Below are 19,456 nucleotides of genomic sequence, written 5' to 3' on the forward strand. Positions count from 1 at the left end.
AACGCCTGTATGAACGCCAGTCTGAAAATCACCAGGATCGGCAATTCTGCCGGTGTTGTCCTGCCCAAGGAACTGCTGGCCAAGCTGCGCGCCGGGGTGGGCGACACGCTCTACGTGTCCGAAACCCCGGACGGCATCCGCATCACCGCGTCCGATCCGACGTTCGAGGCCAAGATGGCGCTGGCCGAACAGATCATGCGCGAGGACAGGGACATCCTGCGCGTGCTGGCCAAGTAACATGGCCCAGAACGCCGAGCCGGTGTGGATCGAAACCGAACTCGCCCTGGCGATCCATGACCGCCAACTGGCCGAGCATGGCGGCCCGATGGGCCTGCGCGATGCAGCAGGACTGGAATCCGCCCTCGCCCGCGCGCGCCACCAGTGGAGCTATGGCGAAACCGACTTGTGCCAGTTGGCCGCAGCCTATGCTTATGGCCTGGCGCGCAACCACCCTTTTACCGACGGCAACAAACGCACCGCCTGGGTGCTGGCGCGCCTGTTTCTGGCGCTGAATGACGTGCGGATCGTGTTCGCGCCGGAAGACGCCGTTCGGGCCATGCTGGCCTTGGCGGCGGGGACGCTGGATGAAGCGGATTTGGCGGATTGGTTTCGGGAGCGGTTGTTGGCTGACAGTGGGGCGGGATTATGATCGAAAGCGCGACGCAGTTCACGGACGTGGGATTTTTCGCTTCTGTCACCTAAATTCCATGCGAATTCACCTGTCATCGGCATTTGATATATTGCCCCAGAATTATCAAGAACTAAAAATAATGCCTGGAGGAAAAAATGTGGGAAATCATTTTCAAATTTCTGGCACTCTCTTTCGTAGCATTTACTTCAATTGGCCTTATCAACCCTAAATGGATCAGAGACAAAAAAACCGGAAAAATCCCAAAGAGATCCGAAATTGCCGCTGGAGGTATACTCTTGGCGATAATTTCCATGGGTCTCGCAAATTATCTCACCGCAAAGGTTGAGCCGAATGATCCAAACGTCCCTCAGAAAGCGAACCCTAAAGTGGTGGCTTCACAAGCAAAGGATGACGAAATCGAGCCATGGCTGAAAACGGAGAGCATTGTCACCTTTCCCAAAGGGGGAATTGCTTGTTTGAACGAAGAGGATCTCAAGCAGACAATGCTACTTGGCTTGAGCGGCCATGAGACAAAAATGAATTCATATTTCGATCCCAGCAATGAAGATGGCCCACGCTGCATCATGTTATCACATAGTAAACGGTATAAAGTTATCGACGCTCAGGCAAATAGTCATGACATTCCAGACGCGTTGATCCTTGAAATTGTGGGCGAGGACGTTAATGCAGCAGATAAAGGAGCGTTCACCCTTACGCTGGATAAATCAATGGTCCACGTCGAGAATAACTGAGATGACAACCCCCAGTAGGGGATTTACGGGACAGTATACTTGGATTTCCGGGGGCATTATACTTAATTGCCACGCCCCGTAGGCGCAAGGTCAGCCGTCCTTTATTTGCCGCCGCCGGACCTTCCCTCGTGCGTTGCGCACATGCCCTCCCCTAACCCCTCCCGCGAGCGGGAGGGGGATTTTGCGTTGTTCTTTTCACTCCCCTCCCGCTCGCGGGAGGGGCTGGGGGAGGGAATGTTGCGGGGCTAGTCGATCCGCAACCCGCTGACGCGACGGAAGAGTTCCAGGATCAGGGGGTCGCGTTCGGCGCTGCGGATGGCGGCTTCGAAGCGGATCTGGCGTTTGGGGGCCGGGAGGACCGAGACCAGCGCGCCGCTGGCCAGTTCGGGGCGGGAATTCCGGGGACAGGGAATTCCGGGGACAGCATACTTAATTGCGCCCCCCCTCATCAGCGCCACCTGAACCATTGGCCTTTGCTGTCTTGGACCTTCCCTCGCGCGTTGCGCACATGCCCTCCCCTAACCCCTCCCGCGAGCGGGAGGGGGACTGACATGCTCCCCTCCCGCTCGCAGGAGGGGCTGGGGGAGGGCATGTTGCGGGGCTAATCGATCCGTAGCCCGCTGACGCGGCGGAAGAGTTCCAGGATCAGCGGGTCTCGCTCCGCGCTGCGGATGGCGGCTTCGAAGCGAATCTGGCGTTTGGGGGCGGGAAGCACGGAGACCAGCGCGCCGCTGGCCAGTTCGGCGCGGATCATGGTTTCGGGGAGCAGGGCGGCGCCGGTGCCGTGGCGGATGATTTCGACCAGCGCGCGGACGTTGTTGCAGGTGCGGATCACCGGGGGCGTGATGCCGTGGCTGGCGAGGGATTCGCGGGTAATGCCGTGGATCGGCGAGTGTTCGGGGATCGACCAGACGGGAAGCGGATGCTTGAAGCCACCCGCCTGCGCCGTTGCCTGGCTGGCGGCCCAGACCAGGCCGACGCTGCCGAGCGACGTGGTGCGCACGCCGGGGCTGGCGACCGGGCCGGCGAGGAACACCATGTCGCTGGTGCCGGCGAGCAATTGCTGGAGCATGCGGGCGGTGAGGTCCACCTCGATTTCCAGAGTGACGCCGGGCAGGTCCTGCTCCACGGCGGCGACGAAGGCCGGCAGGCAGGTGGCGGCAGCGATCTCTCCGGTGCCGAGGCGGACGATCCCGGTGGCGCCGGCAAAGTCGCTCGCCTTGAACAGCGCGCGCTCGAAGCCGGCCCAGAGCGGCTCGAAATCGGCAACCAGCGCCCGGCCGCGCGCGGTGAGCACCATGTTGCGCCCTTCGCGGCGGAACAAGTCCACGCCCAACTGCTCCTCGATTTCCTTGACGCGGGCGGAAATGGCGGGCTGCGTGGTGTTGAGCCGCTCGGCCGCAGCGCGGAACGTGCCGAGGCGGGCAATCCACAGCAGGGTTTCGATATGGTAGATGGCCAGGCGTTTCATGGCCATTTCTTATCATAAAAGATAAGAATGTATCGCTGGTTTCGATGGGTCATTGTGCCTAAGGTTCGGCATCTGATGGAGAGGTGCCAATGGCCAACAAGATCTATCCCTCTGCCCAGGCCGCGCTGGACGGCCTGTTGCGCGATGGCCTGCTGATTGCCTGTGGGGGCTTTGGCCTTTGCGGCATTCCCGAACGCCTGATCGACGCGGTGCGCGAATCCGGCGTCACCGGGCTGACCTTTGCCAGCAACAATGCCGGCATCGACAACGAAGGCATCGGCAAGCTGCTGCGCACGCGCCAGGTGAAGAAGATGATCTCGTCCTACGTGGGCGAGAACAAGGAATTCGAGCGGCAGTACCTGTCGGGCGAGCTGGAAGTGGAATTCTGCCCCCAGGGCACGCTGGCCGAACGCATGCGCGCGGGCGGTGCGGGCATTCCCGGCTTCTACACCAAGACCGGCGTGGGCACGCTGGTGGCGCAGGGCAAGGAAGTGAAGAATTTCGACGGGCAGGACTATATCCTGGAGCGCGGAATCTTTGCCGACCTGTCGCTGGTCAAGGCGTGGAAGGCGGACGAGAGCGGCAACGTGGTGTTCCGCAAGACGGCCCGCAATTTCAACGTGCCGGCGGCCACCTGCGGCAAGGTCTGCGTGGTGGAAGTGGAAGAGATCGTGCCGACCGGCAGCCTCGATCCCGATGGCATCCACCTGCCCGGAGTCTATGTCCAGCGGCTGGTGCTGGGCGCGCCCTATGACAAAAGAATCGAATTCCGCACCACCCGTGCGCGGGAGAACGCCTGATGCCCTGGACTCGTGATGAAATGGCCGCGCGCGCGGCGCGTGAACTGCAAGACGGCTTCTATGTGAACCTGGGCATCGGCATTCCCACGCTGGTGGCCAACCACATTCCCGCCGGCATGGAAGTGACGCTGCAATCGGAAAACGGGATGCTGGGCATCGGCCCCTTTCCCTATGACGACGAAGTGGATGCCGACCTGATCAATGCCGGCAAGCAGACCATCAGCGAACTGGCGCAGACCGCCTATTTCGACAGCGCGCAAAGCTTTGCCATGATCCGCGGCGGGCATATCGACCTGACCGTGCTGGGCGCGATGGAAGTGTCCGAGCACGGCAACATCGCCAACTGGATGGTGCCGGGCAAGATGATCAAGGGCATGGGCGGCGCCATGGACCTGGTGGCCGGCGTGAAGCGCATCATCGTGGTGATGGAGCATTGCGCAAAGGACGGCAGTTCCAAGTTCATCCCGGAATGCACCCTGCCGCTGACCGGCAAGAACGTGGTGGACATGGTGATCACCGACCTGGCGGTGTTCCAGCGCCCGGATCACGACAGCCCGTTCCACTTGGTGGAGCTGGCCCCCGGCGTCACTGCCGAGGAAGTGGCCGCCAAGACCACTGCGCATTACCTGTCCGCTTGATCGTTGCTTGCGCCGCCATGGCTCCACGGCCACTGGCGGCGCAGCGTCGCGACCATGATTTCGGCCAGCATGAAAATTTGGCCATTCATCCCGATGTCAGGCCCCAACCATTAGCCCCTGCTGCGGGACCGATGGGAAAGCGTAATCGGGAATTGACCATGACCTGGAACATCAACGTCCTGCACCCCACCAAGGCCGTAAAGTGCGTCATCACGTCGCTCGTGCTGTCGATTCCGCTGTGGGCCGGATCGCTGGTGGTGGCCAAGCTGGTAATCGTGCCGGAAGTGCGGGCCATTGCCGCGCAGTGGAGCGGCGACGCGCGTGAACTGGTGCCCGAAAGCGAACGCCGGGCCGAGCAGGACACGCAGCCACTGGTGGTCGCCAGCCAGCATGAAGCCCACGTGATGGAAGACGCGCTTCGGCGAATCTAGGGCCGGATCTGGGGGCGGATCTAGAGAATGAAGTCGCCCTTCACAAGCGTGACACTGCCCTGGAGCAGCAGGGCGAAATCGGCCACGCCATCGCCATCGACATCGCCCTGGACCAGGGTGTTGCCGCCGGTGATGGCATAGCGCAGTTCCCCGGCCACCTTGTGAAACGCGGCCGTGCCGATGAACACGAACGGGTCGTCGGCGGTGGTGAGACTATTGGCATCGATAGGGGAGAGCACGATCTGATCGCCCTCGCTGTGGCGGAAATCGGTGATCACGTCGCACGTGGTGGCGGTGGTGCCGGCAAATTCGATCACCCGTTCAAACACGAAGCGATCGGCACCGCTGCCGCCGGTGAGCCGGTCCTGTCCGGAGCCGCCGCGCAAGGTATCGTTGCCGGCCATGCCGTTGATGGTGTCGTTGCCGCCATTGCCGGACAGGATGTTGTCATTGGCATCGCCCAAGAGGGTATCGGCATGGGCCGAACCGGTGACACGCTCGACGCCCGAGATGGTGTCCTTGCCCAGGCCCGCCGCCGTCGCATCGCCCACCCCTGTGGTGAGGTTGACGTTAACGCCGGCCGTGGCGCCAGCATAAGTCACCAAGTCAAGCCCCGGCCCGCCAACGTAGCGATCGTTGCCATAGTCGCTGCCAGCGAGGAACGTGTCGTTGCCCTCGCCCCCGGAAAGGATGTCGTCCCCCTTGCCGCCCGAAAGCTTGTCGTTGCCGCCATAGCCATAAATGCGATCGTTGCCGGCGTTGCCATAGAGCGCGTTGTTGGCATCGTTGCCGACGATGCTATCGTTGCCCGCGCCGCCATAGCAGTTCTCGATCGTCACGTTGTAGGCGATGCCGAGGTTGTTGGAGACGCTGACATTGGTGAAGCCCAGGGTGGAATAGGCACCGGGGTGGAGATCGACCCAGCAATCGAGCTTGAACGTGCGCAGGTCGATCAGGTCGGTGCCGCCCGCATCCCAGATCGCGGCATAGAACGGCGCATCGGGGCTGTAGACGTATTTGTTGTCCCCGGCGTGATAGCTCATGTTCGCGCCGTATATCGCCTGGATCGCAGCGATATCATAGACCATCGGCGTCTGGATGATGTAGTCGAAGTCTTCCTTGGCGGGATTGTAGGCATAGACCCCGTAGGGATCGTTGTAGGACATGATCGTGTAGTTGCGATAATCGTACCCGGTGGGGATGATGTTCCCTTCGGAAGGATGCGCCAGGCCCAGGGCGTGGCCGATCTCGTGCATCAGGGCCGTGAAATTGTAGGTGTTCACCGCATAGGAATCATTGCCGTAGAGCGGGTTGATCCAGATATCGCCATAGCTGTTGGCCGTGCCGCCGGCATTGACCTTGGTATAGCCCCAGGAATCGCCGACACGCGAGGACAGGCCAAGGCGGATGTCTCCCACCCCGCCGGCGGCGGTTTCGGTCGCCTGCTTGAACGTGATGTTGGCCACGTTGGCCCATTGCTGAAACGCCAGGGCGACATTGGCATATTCGCTGGATGGCAGCGCGCCCACCGTGGCGGCGGTCATTTCAGTGCCATAGCCAGTTGCGAACTGCGAGGCGACGCCGCCGCCCCAGATGAAGCTGTAAGTGACCTGCGTCTTGCCGCCCGACACGGTTGACCAAGCCAGGCGATAGCTGGGATCGGCCTGAAGCAGGGCATTGAAGCGGGCGTCGGTGGTCAGGTTGTAGGTCTTGACGGCAGATGCCTGGGTATAGCTTGCCACGCGCGATGCCCCGTTGACTGTGGCCCACCGGGATAGCCGCACAAGCCGCGTTACGGGACGGACGACAGGTTCAAAGTGGAGGCGTGTGCCCGCCTCCACCCGGATTCAGCATGGCGTCACAGCACGAAATCGGTGGCGGCGAAGGCAACCTTGCCCGCCACCTTGAGCCAGAAATCGGCAACGCCATCGCCGTTCACGTCGCCCTGGATCGTGGTGGTGGAGCCGCTGATAGCATAGCGCAATTCGCCGGCAACCTTGTGGAAATTGGCCGTGCCGATGAAGGTGAAGGGATCGTCCACATCGGCCGTGCTGCTGATCGCGTCGATCTGGTTCAGCTTGATCACGTCTTTCTGGGCCTTGCTGAAATCGGTGATCGCGTCGCATGTGGTCAGGGTCAGCCCACCAAAATCGGAAATGGCGGTAAAAACGAAAGCATCGGCCCCTGCCCCGCCGGTCAAGGTATCCTGCCCGGCGCCGCCGATCAGGGTGTCGTTGTCGTTGCCGCCCTGGAGCACGTCCTTCCCCGCGCCGCCGTTGAGCGTATCGGCGCCGCCATTGCCGACCAGCGTATCATCGCCGTCGCGGCCGATGAGGACATTGGCCACGTCGTTGCCAGTCAGCTTGTCGGCGCCGCTGCCGCCGGTGACATTCTCGATCGTGCAGTTGAAGGCGATGCCCAGGTTGTTGGTGATGGTGCTGAGGTTGTCGAACACCAGGGTGGAATAAGTGCCGGCGTGCAGATCGATCCGGCAGCCCTTGGAGAAACCGCTGATATCGATCGTGTCGTTGCCGCCGCCGTCCCAGATCGCGGCGAAGAACGGCGCCGTAGCGGAATAGGTATAAGTCGTGTCGCCGGCATTGTAGCTGGTGTTGGCGCCATAGATCGACTGGATCGCGGCGATGTCATAGACCATCGGCGACTTGATCAGGTACTCCACCTGGCCGGTGCTGCTGTTGTAGAACCACACGTTCTTGGGATCGGTGTAGGACATGATCGTGTAGTTGCGCGCATCATAGCCCGAGGGGATCTTGTTGCCCTCGAACGGGTGATCGAGGCCGAGCGCGTGGCCGATCTCGTGCATCATGGCCATGTAGTTGTAGGTGCCCACGGCAAAGGAGCCGTTGCCGTAGCTGGGCGAGATCCAGATATCGCCGTGGCTGTTGGCCGCGCCACTGGAGACGATCTTGCAATAGCCCCAGTATTGGCCGGTCACGCTGGAGGATTGCGCCACGCGAATATCGCCCACCGTGCCGCTCTCGGTTTCGCTCACCTGGGTGAAGGTGATGTTCGCCACATTGGCCCAGGCCTGGAATGCCGCCTTGATATTGTCGATCTGGGCGCTGGGCATGGCGCCGTGGGTGGCGGCGGTCGGCTCGGTGCCATAGCCCGAGGCAAACTTGCTGGACACGCCATCGAGCCAGGGGAAACTGTAGGTGATTGCCGTCTTGCCATCGACAACCGTCGACCACTTGGATCGAAAGGCAGCCTTGGAATAAAGCAGCGAGTCGAAGAACTTGTTGCCGGTCAGGCTATAAGAACTGACGATGGAAGCATCGGCATAGCTGGGCATGGCGCATATCCTGGTCGCTCGAGGCCCGGCATGCGGGCTTTTCAAGGCAAAAAGGCCACATAGACCCTGAATACCAGGTATTTTTAAGGGCAGGTACTTGCACCCAGGCGGCGTTATACTGCCGTTATCCGGCAGATTTTTGCCGGTGTGGGGCCGTGAATATAGGGATTTGCGCGTATCAGGCGGCGAGCCCGGCGGCATGGGCACTGGCCCAGGCCCACTGGAAATTGTAGCCGCCCAACCAGCCAGTTACGTCCACCGCCTCGCCAATGGCATAGAGGCCAGGCACCTTGCGCGCTTCCATCGTGCGTTGCGAAAGCTCTGCCGTGCTGATGCCGCCGGCGGTTACTTCCGCCTTGGCATAGCCTTCGCTGCCATTGGGCTGGAACTCCCAGGCGCGCAGCCGGTCCTGCGCGGCGCGCAGAGCCTTGTCGGGCAGGTTGCCCATTTCACCGGGGAGGCCGATCTGCTCGACCAGCGCCGTTGCCAGGCGTTCCGGCAGAGCTTCGGCCAGAACGCTGCGCAACCCGGCCCGCGGGCGCTGGCGCTTGGCTTCGAGCAGCCAATCGCCGCGCCGGCCAGGCACGAAATCGATGCGCACCGCTTCCCCGCGCTGCCAATAGGACGAAACCTGGAGGATCGCCGGGCCGGACAGGCCACGATGGGTGAACAGCGCGGCTTCCGCAAAGCGGGCCTTGCCACACGCGGCCTCCACCGGGGCGGCAATGCCGGACAACTCGCGGAACAGCGCGGCTTCGGGCGGTAGCGTGAGCGGCACCAGCGCCGGGCGCGGCTGCACCACTTTCAGGCCGAATTGGCGCGCCAGATCATAGGCAAAGCCGGTGGCGCCGATCTTGGGAATGGCCGGGCCACCGGTGGCGATGACCAGCGAGGGCGCGGCAAAGCTGCCCTCCCCCGCCGCGACATGAAACAGGCCATCGGCGTGACGCACTGCACCGATCGGGCTGTTGCAGCGGACCTGGGCGCCACCCCTGGCGCATTCGTCCAGCAGCATGTCGACGATCTGGCGCGCGGAGCCATCGCAGAAAAGCTGGCCCAGCGTCTTTTCATGCCAGGCGATGCCGTGCGCCTCGACCAGGGCGAGGAAATCGGCCGGGGTATAGCGGCTGAGCGCCGAGCGCGCGAAATGCGGATTTTCGGACAGATAGCGATCGGGCGCGGTGTGCAGGTTGGTGAAATTGCAGCGTCCGCCGCCGGAAATGAGGATCTTCTTGCCGGGCTTTTCGGCGTGATCGAGCACCACCACGCGCCGCCCGCGCGCGGCCGCAGTCGCCGCGCAAAACAGGCCGGCGGCCCCGGCGCCGAGGATGATCACGTCATGCGTCATGGGCGCAGGCCGTGGGGGATTGGTGAAGGTTTGGCAAGGGTGGGGTGGGCGGGGTTCTGTTGGGAACAGGCCCTCCCCCAACCCCTCCCGCATGCGGGAGGGGGGTGTCTGGCGATCAGATGTGCAGGGCGCGACCGTAGGCGGCGAGCACGGATTCGTGCATCGATTCGCTGATGGTCGGGTGCGGGAACACCGTGTGCATCAGTTCCGCTTCGGTGGTTTCCAGCGTCTTGCCCACGACGAAGCCCTGGATCATTTCCGTGACTTCTGCGCCGATCATGTGCGCGCCAAGCAGTTCGCCGGTCTTGGCATCGAACACCGTCTTCACAAAGCCTTCCGGCTCGCCCAGGGCGATGGCCTTGCCGTTGCCGATGAACGGGAAGGTGCCCGCCTTCACGGTGTAGCCGGCTTCCTTGGCCTTGGCCTCGGTTAGGCCGACGCTGGCGATCTGCGGGTGGCAATAGGTGCAGCCCGGGATGTTGGCGCGGTCCATGGGGTGCGGATGCACATCCTTGTTGCCGAGTTCGGCGGCAATCGCTTCGGCCGCGATCACGCCTTCGTGGCTGGCCTTGTGCGCCAGCCAGGGGCCGGGCGTCACGTCGCCGATGGCCCACAGGCCCTTGACGTTGGTGCGGCCATAGCCATCGATGGCAATGATGCCGCGTTCGGCCTTCACGCCCAGCGCTTCCAGGCCGATATTCTCGGTGTTGGGCACGATGCCCACGGCGACGATCACATGGCTGTAATCGCCGTCGATCACCTTGCCGTCCTTGGCCTTGATCCTGGCCTTCACGCCATTGGCGGAAACCGCAAGGCTTTCGACGCCGGCGCCGGTCATGATCTTCATGCCCTGCTTGGTCAGTGCCTTTTCGAGGAAGGCCGAAACATCGGCGTCTTCCACCGGCACGACGCGGTCCATCATTTCCACAACGGTGACTTCAGCGCCCATGTCGTTGTAGAAGCTGGCGAATTCGATGCCGATCGCGCCCGAGCCGATGACCAGCAGCTTGGACGGCAGTTCCTTGGGCGTCATCGCGTGGCGATAGGTCCACACGCGGTTGCCGTCGGCCTTGGCAAACGGCAGATCGCGCGCACGCGCGCCGGTGGCGACGATCACGTGCTTGGCCGAAATGGTTTCGGTGCCCTTTTCGCCGGTCACTTCCACGCTGGTGGCGGTCTTCAAGACGCCCGTGCCCATGTGCACGGTGATCTTGTTCTTCTTCATCAGGTGCGTGACACCCTGGTTGAGCTGCTTGGCCACGCCGCGCGAACGCTTGACCACCGCTTCCAGATCGGCGCGGATGTTGTCGGCTGCCAGGCCATAGCTGGCCGCGTGCTTCATGTGGTTGAAGACTTCGGCCGAGCGCAGCAGCGCCTTGGTGGGAATGCAGCCCCAGTTGAGGCAGATGCCGCCGAGCAGCTCGCGCTCGACAATTGCGGTCTTGAGCCCGAGCTGCGAGGCGCGGATCGCCGCCACATAGCCGCCGGGGCCCGAACCGAGGACGATCACGTCATATTGATCAGCCACTTGGAATTCTCCTTATTCGTCAACCGGGCGGGGCCGGCCGGTGCCGTCAACGGCAACAAACGTGAACTTGGCCTGGGTGACCATCGAGGATTGCTCGCGGTGCCGCTCGCGCCGCCAGGCCTCGATGGCGATGGTCATCGACGTGCGCCCGGTCTTTTCGATTTCGCCATAGACCGAAACTTCGTCGCCCACTTTCACCGGCTGGAGGAACTGCATGCCGTCGAGCGCGATGGTCACCGCCCGGCCGCGACAGCGGCGGGCGGCGATCAGGCCGGCGGCATTGTCCATCAGGCACATCAGCCAGCCACCGAAGATATCGCCATAGGCGTTGCAATCGGCCGGCATGGCCGTGACGCGAATGGCCGGTTCGCGACTGGTGACGCTCATGCCACCAGCGCCAGCGGGTTTTCCACGATCTGCTTGAACGCCTGCATCAGCTCGGCGCCGTCGGCCCCGTCGATCGCGCGGTGGTCAAAGCTGCCCGTGGCGCTCATCACGGTGGCCACGCCCAGCGCGCCATCGACGATATAGGGGCGCTGCTCGCCCGCGCCAACCGCCAGGATCATGCCCTGCGGCGGGTTGATCACGGCCTCGAACTGCTTGATGCCGAACATGCCGAGGTTCGAGAGCGAGGCCGTGCCGCCCTGGAATTCGTGCGGCTGAAGCTTGCCTTCGCGGGCCTTGCCGGCGAGCTGCTTCATTTCCGTGGCGATGGCCGAGATCGACTTGTTGCCAGCATCCTTGATGATCGGCGTGATCAGGCCCGACGGCGCGGCCACGGCGACCGACACGTCCACGCGGGTGAAACTGCGCAGTTCATCGCCGGCAAAGCTGACGTTGCACTTGGGCACCTGCACCAGCGCCTTGGCCAGCGCCTTGATCAGCAGGTCGTTGACCGAGAGCTTGACGCCCTGCGCTTCGAGCGCGGCGTTGAGCTGGCTGCGCAGCTTGAGCAGCGCATCGAGGCGCACGTCCACGGTGAGGTAGATGTGCGGGATGGTCTGCTTGGCTTCGGTCAGGCGGCGCGCAATGGTCTTGCGCACGTTGTTGAGCTTCTGGCCTTCGTAAGGAATGCCGAAATCGGGCACGGCGGCCGGCACCGGGGCAGCGACAGGGGCCGGAGCGGCAGCCGGTGCAGCGGCGGTCGGGGCGGCAGCAGCAGCAGCAGCAGGCGCAGCGGCGCCGGGCTTGGCGCCCAGCACGTCGGCCTTGGTTACGCGGCCGTTGGGGCCGGAACCCTTGACCGTGGCCAGATCGATGCCCTTTTCGGCGGCAATGCGCTTGGCCAGCGGGGTAGCGATCACGCGATCGCCCTTGGCGGCGGGAGCGGCAGCAGCAACCGGCGCGGGAGCCGGCGCGCTGGCGGCGGGCGCCGGCGCGGCTTCGGCGGCCTTGGCTGGAGCGGCAGCAGGTGCGGCCGGGGCCGGGGCGCTCGCGTCTTCGTCTTCACCGGCGATCGTGGCGATCACCGTGCCGACCTTCACGCCTTCGCTGCCTTCGGCCACGTCGATCGACACGATCGTGCCTTCATCGACCGCCTCGAATTCCATGGTGGCCTTGTCGGTCTCGATCTCGGCCATGATGTCGCCCGAGGAAACCTTGTCACCAACCTTGACGAGCCAGCGGGCCAGCGTGCCCTCTTCCATCGTCGGGGACAGGGCGGGCATCTTGATCGCGATGGGCATGGGCTTGGTTCCGTGTCCTTGCTGACAAAAGTGTCAATTCGGTTTGCAAAACTGGTTATTTGGCAAAAATTCGGGTTAAATCGAATTTTCGTTTCACCACCTCATTTCACCAGCCTTGCACCTTCGGTCAAGCCAATAGCACACCCGCAGGGTATCATTTTTACGCATGCCCCCGCCCCACGCACCTCACCTATTTGCCAGAACCGCGCTTTCACGATACGACTCGCCAACAAACGGGGGCGGATCAGCGACATGCCGGACCAGCAGCGCATCTATCTGGTGATCATGGATGAAACCGAGGAAGCGACACGCGCCTTGCGCTTTGCCGCGCGGCGCGCGGTGCGCACCGGTGGCGGAGTGCATATCCTGGCGCTGGTGCCGCGCCAGGAATTCGTCGCCTTTGCCGGGGTCCAGGCCACGATCGAGCAGGAAGCGCACGATCGCGCCGAAGTGCTGGCCACCGCCGCTGCCGGCAGCCTGGCCAGCGAATCCGGCCTGGCCCCGCTGATCAGCGTGCGCCAGGGCAACGGGCCGCAAGTGGTGCGCGAATACCTCAAGGAACATGCCGAGGTTTCGGCCCTGGTACTCGGCGCGGCCGAAGATGGCTCCGGCCCGCTGGTGACTCACTTTGCCGCCGAAGCGGGCACCCTGCCCTGCGTGCTGATGATCGTGCCCGGCGGGGTGGATGACGAGACGATCGACGCGGTGAGTTGAGCTCCTCCCCGGCACGGGGAGGGGGACCGCGCGAAGCGGGGTGGAGGGGAGTGGCCGCCTGACACGCCGTTAAAGGCAGAAACACCCCTCCACCAGCCTGTGGCTGGTCCCCCTCCCCGTTCCGGGGAGGAATTTATCTCCGCCTGCCCTGGTGGCGGATGTTGCCGGGGCGGCCGCGCTGGCCGACCATGTGTTTGCCGCGAACCTTGGGCTTCACGTCCAGCTTGCCGCCGCGCCGCTCGATGCGCTGTACGCCTTCGGCCACGTCCACCGGCTCGAACTTGAGCGCGCCGGTCAGTGGGTTGGCTTCGGCCAGGCGCAGCTTGAGGATCATGCCCATGGCGAATTCCTCGCCGCTCAGCTCGCCGATCAGGCGCTGGGCCTTTTCGTCATAGTTGAAGCGTTCGGCACCCAGCGTGGAAACCGGCACCAGGCCATCGCCGCCCAGCCCGAGGATCGTGGCGAACAGGCCGAATTTCTGCACCCCGGTGATGCGCGTGTCGAACACTTCGCCCACGCGGGTGGACAGCCAGGCGGCGACATAGCGATCGATCGTCTCGCGCTCGGCCTCCATCGCGCGGCGTTCTGCGGCGCTGATCGCGTCGGACACGCGGGCCAGATCGCCGCGATCACGGTCGGACAGGCCGGACGTAGCGGGAATGCCGTGATCGGCCGGGCGCGGCTGTTCCAGGCCATAGGCATCGACCAGGGCGCGGTGCACCAGCAAGTCGGCATAGCGGCGGATCGGCGAAGTGAAGTGCGCGTAGGAACCGAGCGCCAGGCCAAAGTGGCCGGCATTGCGCGGACCGTAATAGGCCTGGGTCTGGCTGCGCAGCACGGCTTCCATCACCAGCGCGCGCTCGGCTTCGTCGGTCACGTCTTTCAGCATGCGGTTGAACAGGCCCGGCGTGATCACCTGACCCAGCGACAGCTTGCGTTCGAACGTGGCGAGATAGTCTTTCAGCGCCAGCAGCTTCTCGCGGCTCGGCGGCTCGTGGATGCGGTAGACGACCGGGGCCGTCTTGGCTTCCAGCGCCTTGGCCGCGGCGACGTTGGCGGCGATCATGAAGTCTTCGACCACGCGATGCGCGTCGAGCCGCTCGCGCAGCGCGATCTGGGCGATGCGGCCCTGTTCGTCGAGCATGACGCGGCGTTCGGGCAGTTCGAGTTCGAGCGGATCGCGCGCCTTGCGGGCCTTTTCCAGCAGGCGCCACGCGGCCCACAGGTGTTGCAGGTGCGGCTCGGCGCGGTCTTCGTCGATGCGCGCCTGCGCCTCTTCATAGGCGATCACTTCGTGGATGCGCACCAGCGCGCGGGTGAAGCGGAAATCCTGGATGCGGCCATCGGCAGCAATATGCAGATGGCAGGCCATGGCGGCGCGATCAGCCCCGGACTTGAGCGAGCAGACATCGGCGCTCAGCACTTCGGGCAGCATCGGCACGACGCGATCGGGGAAATAGACCGAATTGCCGCGCTTGCGGGCATCGCGATCGAGCTGCCCGCCGGGGCGCACGTAAAAGCTGACATCGGCGATGGCGACGAGCGCGCGGAAGCCGCCTGCGCCATCCGGCTCGGCCCAGATGGCATCGTCGTGGTCGCGCGCGTCGCTGGGGTCGATCGCCACGATCGGCAGGGCGCGCAGGTCTTCGCGGTGATCCTGGCTCAGCGGCAGCCTGGCGGCGGCCTGCGCCTCGTCCAGCGCTTCGGGCGCGAAAGTCATGGGAATGCCGTGCTTGTGGATCGCGATCAGGCTGAACGCGCGCGGCGCCAGCGGATCGCCCAGCACGGCAGTGACGCGCATGCCCGAGCGCGGGCTGCGGCCCGCCGGCTCGGCCAGCACGAGTTGCCCGGCCTCTGCCCCGCCGAGATCGGAAATCGGCGCGGCGTGGCGCTCGCGCTTGTCGATCGGGGCGAGCCAGCCTTTGCCCGCGCCATCGAGTTCGACCACGCCCATGACCTGCTCGCTTTGCTGCGGCAGCTTCTTCATCGGGTGGGCGAGCCACTTGCCGGAGCCGGGACCGCCCACTTCCTCGGTGCGGGCGAGCACGCGGTCACCCGGCTTGAGCGCGGCCTGGCGATCGCGCGCCTTGCCCTTGGGCTCGATCACGCGCAGGCGCGGCGGCGGGCTGGCATCATCGGGTTGCCAGGAATCGGGAATGGCCAGCACATGGCCCTCGTCGATTTCGACCACGCGCAGCACCGTGACCTTGGGCACGCCACCCATGGCATGGAACGCGGTGCGGTTGCCGTCGATCAGGCCTTCCTCGGCCATATCTTTCAGCAGCGCCTTGAGCGCGATCTTTTCCGTGCCCTTGAGGCCAAAGGCCTTGGCAATCTCGCGCTTGCCAGCGGGCTCTGCGCTCTGGGCGATGAAATCGAGCACCTGCTGGCGCGAGGGGAGTCCCTGGGGAAATTTGGTCTTGGCCATTCCAGCGCATGTGGGCGTTTGCCGCGCAAAGCGCAACCTTGGAGCGCGCGCCTATGCCGGGTGCAGGACAACGACCTTGGTATCGGGCCGATCGGCGGGAATCCAGGTGAACTGGCGGAAGGCCAGGTGCCCGTCCCACGGATGATCGAAACGGCGCAGGCCGCCTTCCCGGCCCTGCACCACCTGCTCGTCCCACAGGCTCGCAAATTCAGTGCTTTGCCCGCGCAAATCCGTCACGATCCGCTCGCTGACCGGATCGCCATGGCGCCCGGCATGATCGGCCCGGAATTCGGCGATCAAGCGGCGCGCGCGCTCGTGCCAGTCGGGCAGCATGGCGCGCGCTTCGGCCCGCAGGAACATGTAGCGCAGCAGGTTGCGCTCGCCCAGATCGTCCAGCCAACCGGGAAACAGGCGCTCGGCCGCCGCATTCCAGCAAGTGGCCCGCCAGGTGCGATCGAGACCATAGGCCGGGCCGGGCGCGAATTCGACCAGCACGCGCACCGAATCGGGCGCTTCTTCCAGCGCCAGGGCGACCGGCGCCTCGGGATCGAGCCGGCCCGCCAGCTCGAACAGATAGGCGCGCTCTGCCACCGACAGGGCGAGCGCGCGCGCCAGCCGCGCCAGCGCGTGGGGCGAAGGGTTGGCCTCGCGCCCCTGCTCCAGCCAGGCCAGCCAGGTGGTGCTGATACCGGCACGGATCGCCAGTTCCTCTCGCCGCAAGCCCGGCGTGCGGCGGCGACCGCCGCCTTCGGCCGGGCTGCGTTCGCGCATGGCGCGCAGGAAGCGGCCCAGTTCCAGTCTCGTATCGGTCATGGCAGCACTTATAACAGGATAAGTGCCAATCTTGTAACAGGGTAAATTCGGCGGGATAGCGACCGGCGAAAGGAACGATGATGACCCGACCCGATCATGACAGCCACGCCGACCACCAGTTCGGCAGCCGCGCCGCCGCCTATGTCGCCAGCGCCACCCATGCCAGCGGCGCCGATCTGGCACGCATGGCGCAGGCCCTGGCCGAACGACGCCCGGCGCGGCTGATCGACATCGGCACGGGCGGCGGCCACGTGGCCTATGCCGCTGCGCCTCATTGCGACGAGGTGATCGCCACCGATCTTTCGCCCCGCATGCTGGCCGCCGTGGAGGCGGAAAGCGCGCGGCGCGGCCTGGCCAATGTGGTGACCTGTGCCTGCCCGGCCGAAGCCCTGCCCTTTGCCCAGGCCCACGTCGACGCGGTGAGCAGCCGTTTTTCCGCCCACCACTGGAACAGCCTGGCGCGCGGGCTGGCCCAGGCGCGGCGGGTGTGCCGAAACGGCGCCCTGGCGCTGTTTGCCGATGTCGTGGCGCCGGCCAGCGCGCTGTGCGACACGCACCTGCAAGCGGTGGAACTGCTGCGCGATGCCAGCCACGTGCGCGATTACAGTGCCGCCGAATGGACCGCCGCGCTGGGCCAGGCGGGATTTGCCGTGGCCGCAATCCTGCCCGGCCGCCTGCGCATGGACTTTGCCGAATGGACCGCGCGGATGGACACGCCCGCCGATCTCGCCGCCGCGATCCGCGTCTTGCAGCAAGGCGCCCCGCGCGAAGTGCAGGACCACTTCGCGATCGAGGCCGATGGCAGTTTCACGATCGATACGCTGTTGATCGAGGCCGTGGCGGTTTAGAGTGCGATGACAAAAAGTGGGAACCGGTTTTTGTCAAAAATCGCACGACCACAAATATCTCGATCATGAGGGCGTTTCATTGAAACGTCATCATGATCTAGGCGCGGCTATCCTGCGGCGGAGGGCCATAGCGGTTGGCCCCCGACGTGGATGGCCGGGCCGCGAGGGCCACCAGCAACGCCAGCGCCAGCCAACCCACGGCAGCGAGCGACCAGTTGGTGGCGTGGAGCACTTCGCCCGCCTGATGCGGGCCTTGCTGCATCATGGCCATGGTGCGCGCCACTTCGTGCGGCGCGGCTGCCAGGGTGACGAGATAGGGGACGCCGGGCAAGAGCACGAACCAGCCGGACAGGCCGGTATCGTGCAGGCGACGCACCAGGCTGGCAACGAGCATCGCCATGGTGACCAAGCCGACGACTATGGTCAGTACCATGAGTTGCGGCAAGGCGGCGGTGATATTGGCTTGCACCGCCGTCGCCGTGGCTTGGGGATCGCTGCTGTTGCGCGCCGCGTCGAACGCCGTGCTCATCGTGCTGGCCATCAGCGGCGCTGCGGCCACCGTGCCGACGATCCAGCGCAGGATCAAAAGGAACAGCGCATAGAGCCAGAATTCCTGGCGACTGTCGCGGCCGGTCAGCGTTAACAGATGACCCAAGCCGTGCTTGATTGCATGAAGCATGACGCTCTCCTGAAACCGATCAATTCTGCGCCTGTGGCCCAAAACCGCCGCCGGGCACGGCCGAGGCGACGGGGCTGGCGCTGCCATCGGCGGCAATCGCGCTGACGCCGAAGAACCAGTCGTCTCCGCGCACGCCGGGCAGCGTGACCTGGGTTTGCGTGGTGACCCGCACGGGCTTGGCCGGCCAGCCCGGCGCATCGGTGCGGCGCTGCCACACGGCATAGCGCGCAGCGCCGGGCACCGGCTTCCACGATACCTCGGTAAAGGTCTGCACGGCCGCCTTCACCGTGGCGACCGGCGGCATCGGCGCGCGGGCCAGGGCGGCGAGGCCGGCCACGTTGAGCCGCGTGACTTTGGCAAGGTAGGCGAAATCCATGGCGTCGATGGTGTCGCCATAGGCGCGGCCCTGCTCGGTGCGCAGATCCTGGTGCTGGCGGTCGTAATTCTCCACGGCAACGGAGAAGCGCACGGCGGGATAGCCCAAAGCCTCGAACGGCAGGTGATCGCCGCCACGGCCCATGCGATCGGCGCGCCAGACCTGGCGGACGGCGAGGCCGGTCTGTCCCGGACCAGTCTGGGCCGGATTGGTCAGGCCCGCCAGCCAGCGCGAGAGATTGCGCGAGGGGCTGTCGTTCTCCCCGCCGATGGCGCGCTGCGCCCGCGCGAGCGCGGCATCGCCATCGCCGCGCGGCCCTTCGGAAAAAACGCGCACGTGCGTGTCGTCCACCAGTCCATCGGAGCCGCGCGAATTGCCGACAATATCGTTGTTGAACATGGCCTTCACCGTCCACCCCTGAGCCTTGGCATAGTCGGCCAGCAGCTTGCCGCCATAGAGGCCCTGCTCTTCGCCGCTGAGCACGGCATAGACGATGGTGGTGGGAAACTTCTGCCGCGAGAGCACGCGCGCCGCCTCCAGCACCAAGGCCGTGCCCGAGCCATCATCGTTGGCGCCCGGCGCATCGGCGGTGGCGTTCATCACGTCGGACACGCGGCTGTCGATGTGACCCGCAACGATCACCACTTCGTTGGGGCGCTCACTGCCGCGCTGGATCGCCACGACATCGACGATCTTGGTGGGGCTCGGCAGGCGTTCGCCGGTCACCGTGGTTTCGGGCGTGGCGATGCTCAGGCACTGACCACAGGCGGCACTGCTCGCCGCAAATTGCGCCTTGGCCCAGGCGCGCGCCGCGCCGATGCCGCGCTTGGGATCGGTGGGCGAGGACATGGTGTGCCGCGTGCCGAAGCCGACCAGGGTTTCGACGTCGGCCTTGAGGCGCTGCGGGGAGACCTCTTGGGCGTGGAGCGGCAGGGCCAGGGCCAAGAGCGAGAGGGCAAGGAAAGCGCGGGTCATGTCGCGCAGGGTAAACGATATTTTGC

At 64.8% G+C, this 19,456-nt stretch carries 19 protein-coding genes; 8 read left to right on the forward strand and 11 right to left on the reverse strand.

What is annotated here, in order from left to right:
* Positions 1–9 precede the first annotated feature (9 nt).
* From IE191_RS03700 to IE191_RS03710, 3 genes are all read left to right on the forward strand, one after another.
* Entirely contained in the window at positions 10–237 is a 228-nt protein-coding gene (locus IE191_RS03700; protein WP_191323022.1) for an AbrB/MazE/SpoVT family DNA-binding domain-containing protein, read from the forward strand.
* 1 nt (position 238) lies between these two features.
* Positions 239–649, forward strand: a complete 411-nt coding sequence (locus IE191_RS03705) for a type II toxin-antitoxin system death-on-curing family toxin (protein WP_191323023.1) — start codon at positions 239–241, stop codon at positions 647–649.
* A gap of 137 nt (positions 650–786) precedes the next feature.
* Positions 787–1,383, forward strand: a complete 597-nt coding sequence (locus IE191_RS03710) for a hypothetical protein (protein WP_191323024.1) — start codon at positions 787–789, stop codon at positions 1,381–1,383.
* 601 nt (positions 1,384–1,984) lie between these two features.
* On the opposite strand, the gene IE191_RS03715 is transcribed toward IE191_RS03710, so the two are convergent.
* Positions 1,985–2,854, reverse strand: coding sequence for a LysR family transcriptional regulator (locus IE191_RS03715; protein ID WP_191323025.1), 870 nt, complete (start codon positions 2,852–2,854; stop codon positions 1,985–1,987).
* An 89-nt stretch (positions 2,855–2,943) separates the two neighbouring features.
* Here IE191_RS03715 and IE191_RS03720 point away from each other — a divergent pair, with 89 nt between their 5' ends.
* From IE191_RS03720 to IE191_RS03730, 3 genes are all read left to right on the forward strand, one after another.
* On the forward strand, positions 2,944–3,654 hold the full coding sequence (locus IE191_RS03720; protein WP_191323026.1) for a CoA transferase subunit A: 711 nt from the start codon (positions 2,944–2,946) through the stop codon (positions 3,652–3,654).
* A complete protein-coding gene (locus IE191_RS03725) occupies positions 3,654–4,292 on the forward strand; it encodes a CoA transferase subunit B (RefSeq protein WP_191323027.1) in 639 nt (212 codons plus the stop codon). The genes IE191_RS03720 and IE191_RS03725 overlap by 1 nt, the downstream gene beginning before the upstream one ends.
* 158 nt (positions 4,293–4,450) lie before the next feature.
* Entirely contained in the window at positions 4,451–4,723 is a 273-nt protein-coding gene (locus tag IE191_RS03730) for a hypothetical protein (RefSeq protein WP_191323028.1), read from the forward strand.
* A gap of 20 nt (positions 4,724–4,743) precedes the next feature.
* Here IE191_RS03730 and IE191_RS03735 read toward each other — a convergent pair whose 3' ends face one another.
* The 6 genes from IE191_RS03735 to IE191_RS03760 all read right to left on the reverse strand — a co-directional run bounded on the left by IE191_RS03735 (position 4,744) and on the right by IE191_RS03760 (position 12,597).
* Positions 4,744–6,465 (reverse strand): M10 family metallopeptidase, encoded by a 1,722-nt coding sequence (locus tag IE191_RS03735; RefSeq protein WP_191323029.1) that lies wholly within the window; start codon positions 6,463–6,465, stop codon positions 4,744–4,746.
* Between the two features lie 116 nt (positions 6,466–6,581).
* Positions 6,582–8,036 carry a M10 family metallopeptidase gene (locus IE191_RS03740; RefSeq protein ID WP_191323030.1) on the reverse strand — a complete coding sequence of 485 codons (1,455 nt, stop codon included), beginning with the start codon at positions 8,034–8,036 and terminating at the stop codon, positions 6,582–6,584.
* Between the two features lie 178 nt (positions 8,037–8,214).
* Complete coding sequence (locus IE191_RS03745; RefSeq protein WP_191323031.1) at positions 8,215–9,384, reverse strand: BaiN/RdsA family NAD(P)/FAD-dependent oxidoreductase; 1,170 nt, start codon at positions 9,382–9,384, stop codon at positions 8,215–8,217.
* 115 nt (positions 9,385–9,499) lie between these two features.
* Positions 9,500–10,912: a dihydrolipoyl dehydrogenase gene (gene lpdA, locus IE191_RS03750; protein ID WP_191323032.1), complete on the reverse strand. Its 1,413-nt coding sequence runs from the start codon at positions 10,910–10,912 to the stop codon at positions 9,500–9,502.
* A 12-nt stretch (positions 10,913–10,924) separates the two neighbouring features.
* Positions 10,925–11,299 (reverse strand): acyl-CoA thioesterase, encoded by a 375-nt coding sequence (locus IE191_RS03755; RefSeq protein ID WP_191323033.1) that lies wholly within the window; start codon positions 11,297–11,299, stop codon positions 10,925–10,927.
* On the reverse strand, positions 11,296–12,597 hold the full coding sequence (locus IE191_RS03760; protein ID WP_191323034.1) for a pyruvate dehydrogenase complex dihydrolipoamide acetyltransferase: 1,302 nt from the start codon (positions 12,595–12,597) through the stop codon (positions 11,296–11,298). Before IE191_RS03760 ends, IE191_RS03755 begins: the two co-directional genes overlap by 4 nt.
* Before the next feature lie 252 nt (positions 12,598–12,849).
* Between IE191_RS03760 and IE191_RS03765 the strand changes: the two genes are divergently transcribed.
* Positions 12,850–13,311, forward strand: coding sequence for a universal stress protein (locus tag IE191_RS03765; protein WP_191323035.1), 462 nt, complete (start codon positions 12,850–12,852; stop codon positions 13,309–13,311).
* A 133-nt stretch (positions 13,312–13,444) separates the two neighbouring features.
* On the opposite strand, the gene IE191_RS03770 is transcribed toward IE191_RS03765, so the two are convergent.
* Together IE191_RS03770 and IE191_RS03775 are read right to left on the reverse strand one after the other, a co-directional pair.
* Complete coding sequence (locus IE191_RS03770) at positions 13,445–15,739, reverse strand: ribonuclease R family protein (RefSeq protein ID WP_191323036.1); 2,295 nt, start codon at positions 15,737–15,739, stop codon at positions 13,445–13,447.
* A 51-nt stretch (positions 15,740–15,790) separates the two neighbouring features.
* Entirely contained in the window at positions 15,791–16,552 is a 762-nt protein-coding gene (locus IE191_RS03775; RefSeq protein ID WP_191323037.1) for a helix-turn-helix domain-containing protein, read from the reverse strand.
* A gap of 80 nt (positions 16,553–16,632) precedes the next feature.
* Here IE191_RS03775 and IE191_RS03780 point away from each other — a divergent pair, with 80 nt between their 5' ends.
* Complete coding sequence (locus IE191_RS03780; RefSeq protein WP_191323038.1) at positions 16,633–17,400, forward strand: class I SAM-dependent methyltransferase; 768 nt, start codon at positions 16,633–16,635, stop codon at positions 17,398–17,400.
* Positions 17,401–17,497: 97 nt separating this feature from the next.
* On the opposite strand, the gene IE191_RS03785 is transcribed toward IE191_RS03780, so the two are convergent.
* Positions 17,498–18,079 (reverse strand): DUF805 domain-containing protein, encoded by a 582-nt coding sequence (locus IE191_RS03785; RefSeq protein ID WP_191323039.1) that lies wholly within the window; start codon positions 18,077–18,079, stop codon positions 17,498–17,500.
* A gap of 19 nt (positions 18,080–18,098) precedes the next feature.
* Positions 18,099–19,430 (reverse strand): M20/M25/M40 family metallo-hydrolase, encoded by a 1,332-nt coding sequence (locus IE191_RS03790; RefSeq protein WP_191323040.1) that lies wholly within the window; start codon positions 19,428–19,430, stop codon positions 18,099–18,101.
* Positions 19,431–19,456: the final 26 nt, after the last annotated feature.

This window comes from Novosphingobium pokkalii, from assembly GCF_014652855.1.
GTDB classification, from domain to species: Bacteria; Pseudomonadota; Alphaproteobacteria; order Sphingomonadales; family Sphingomonadaceae; genus Novosphingobium; species Novosphingobium pokkalii.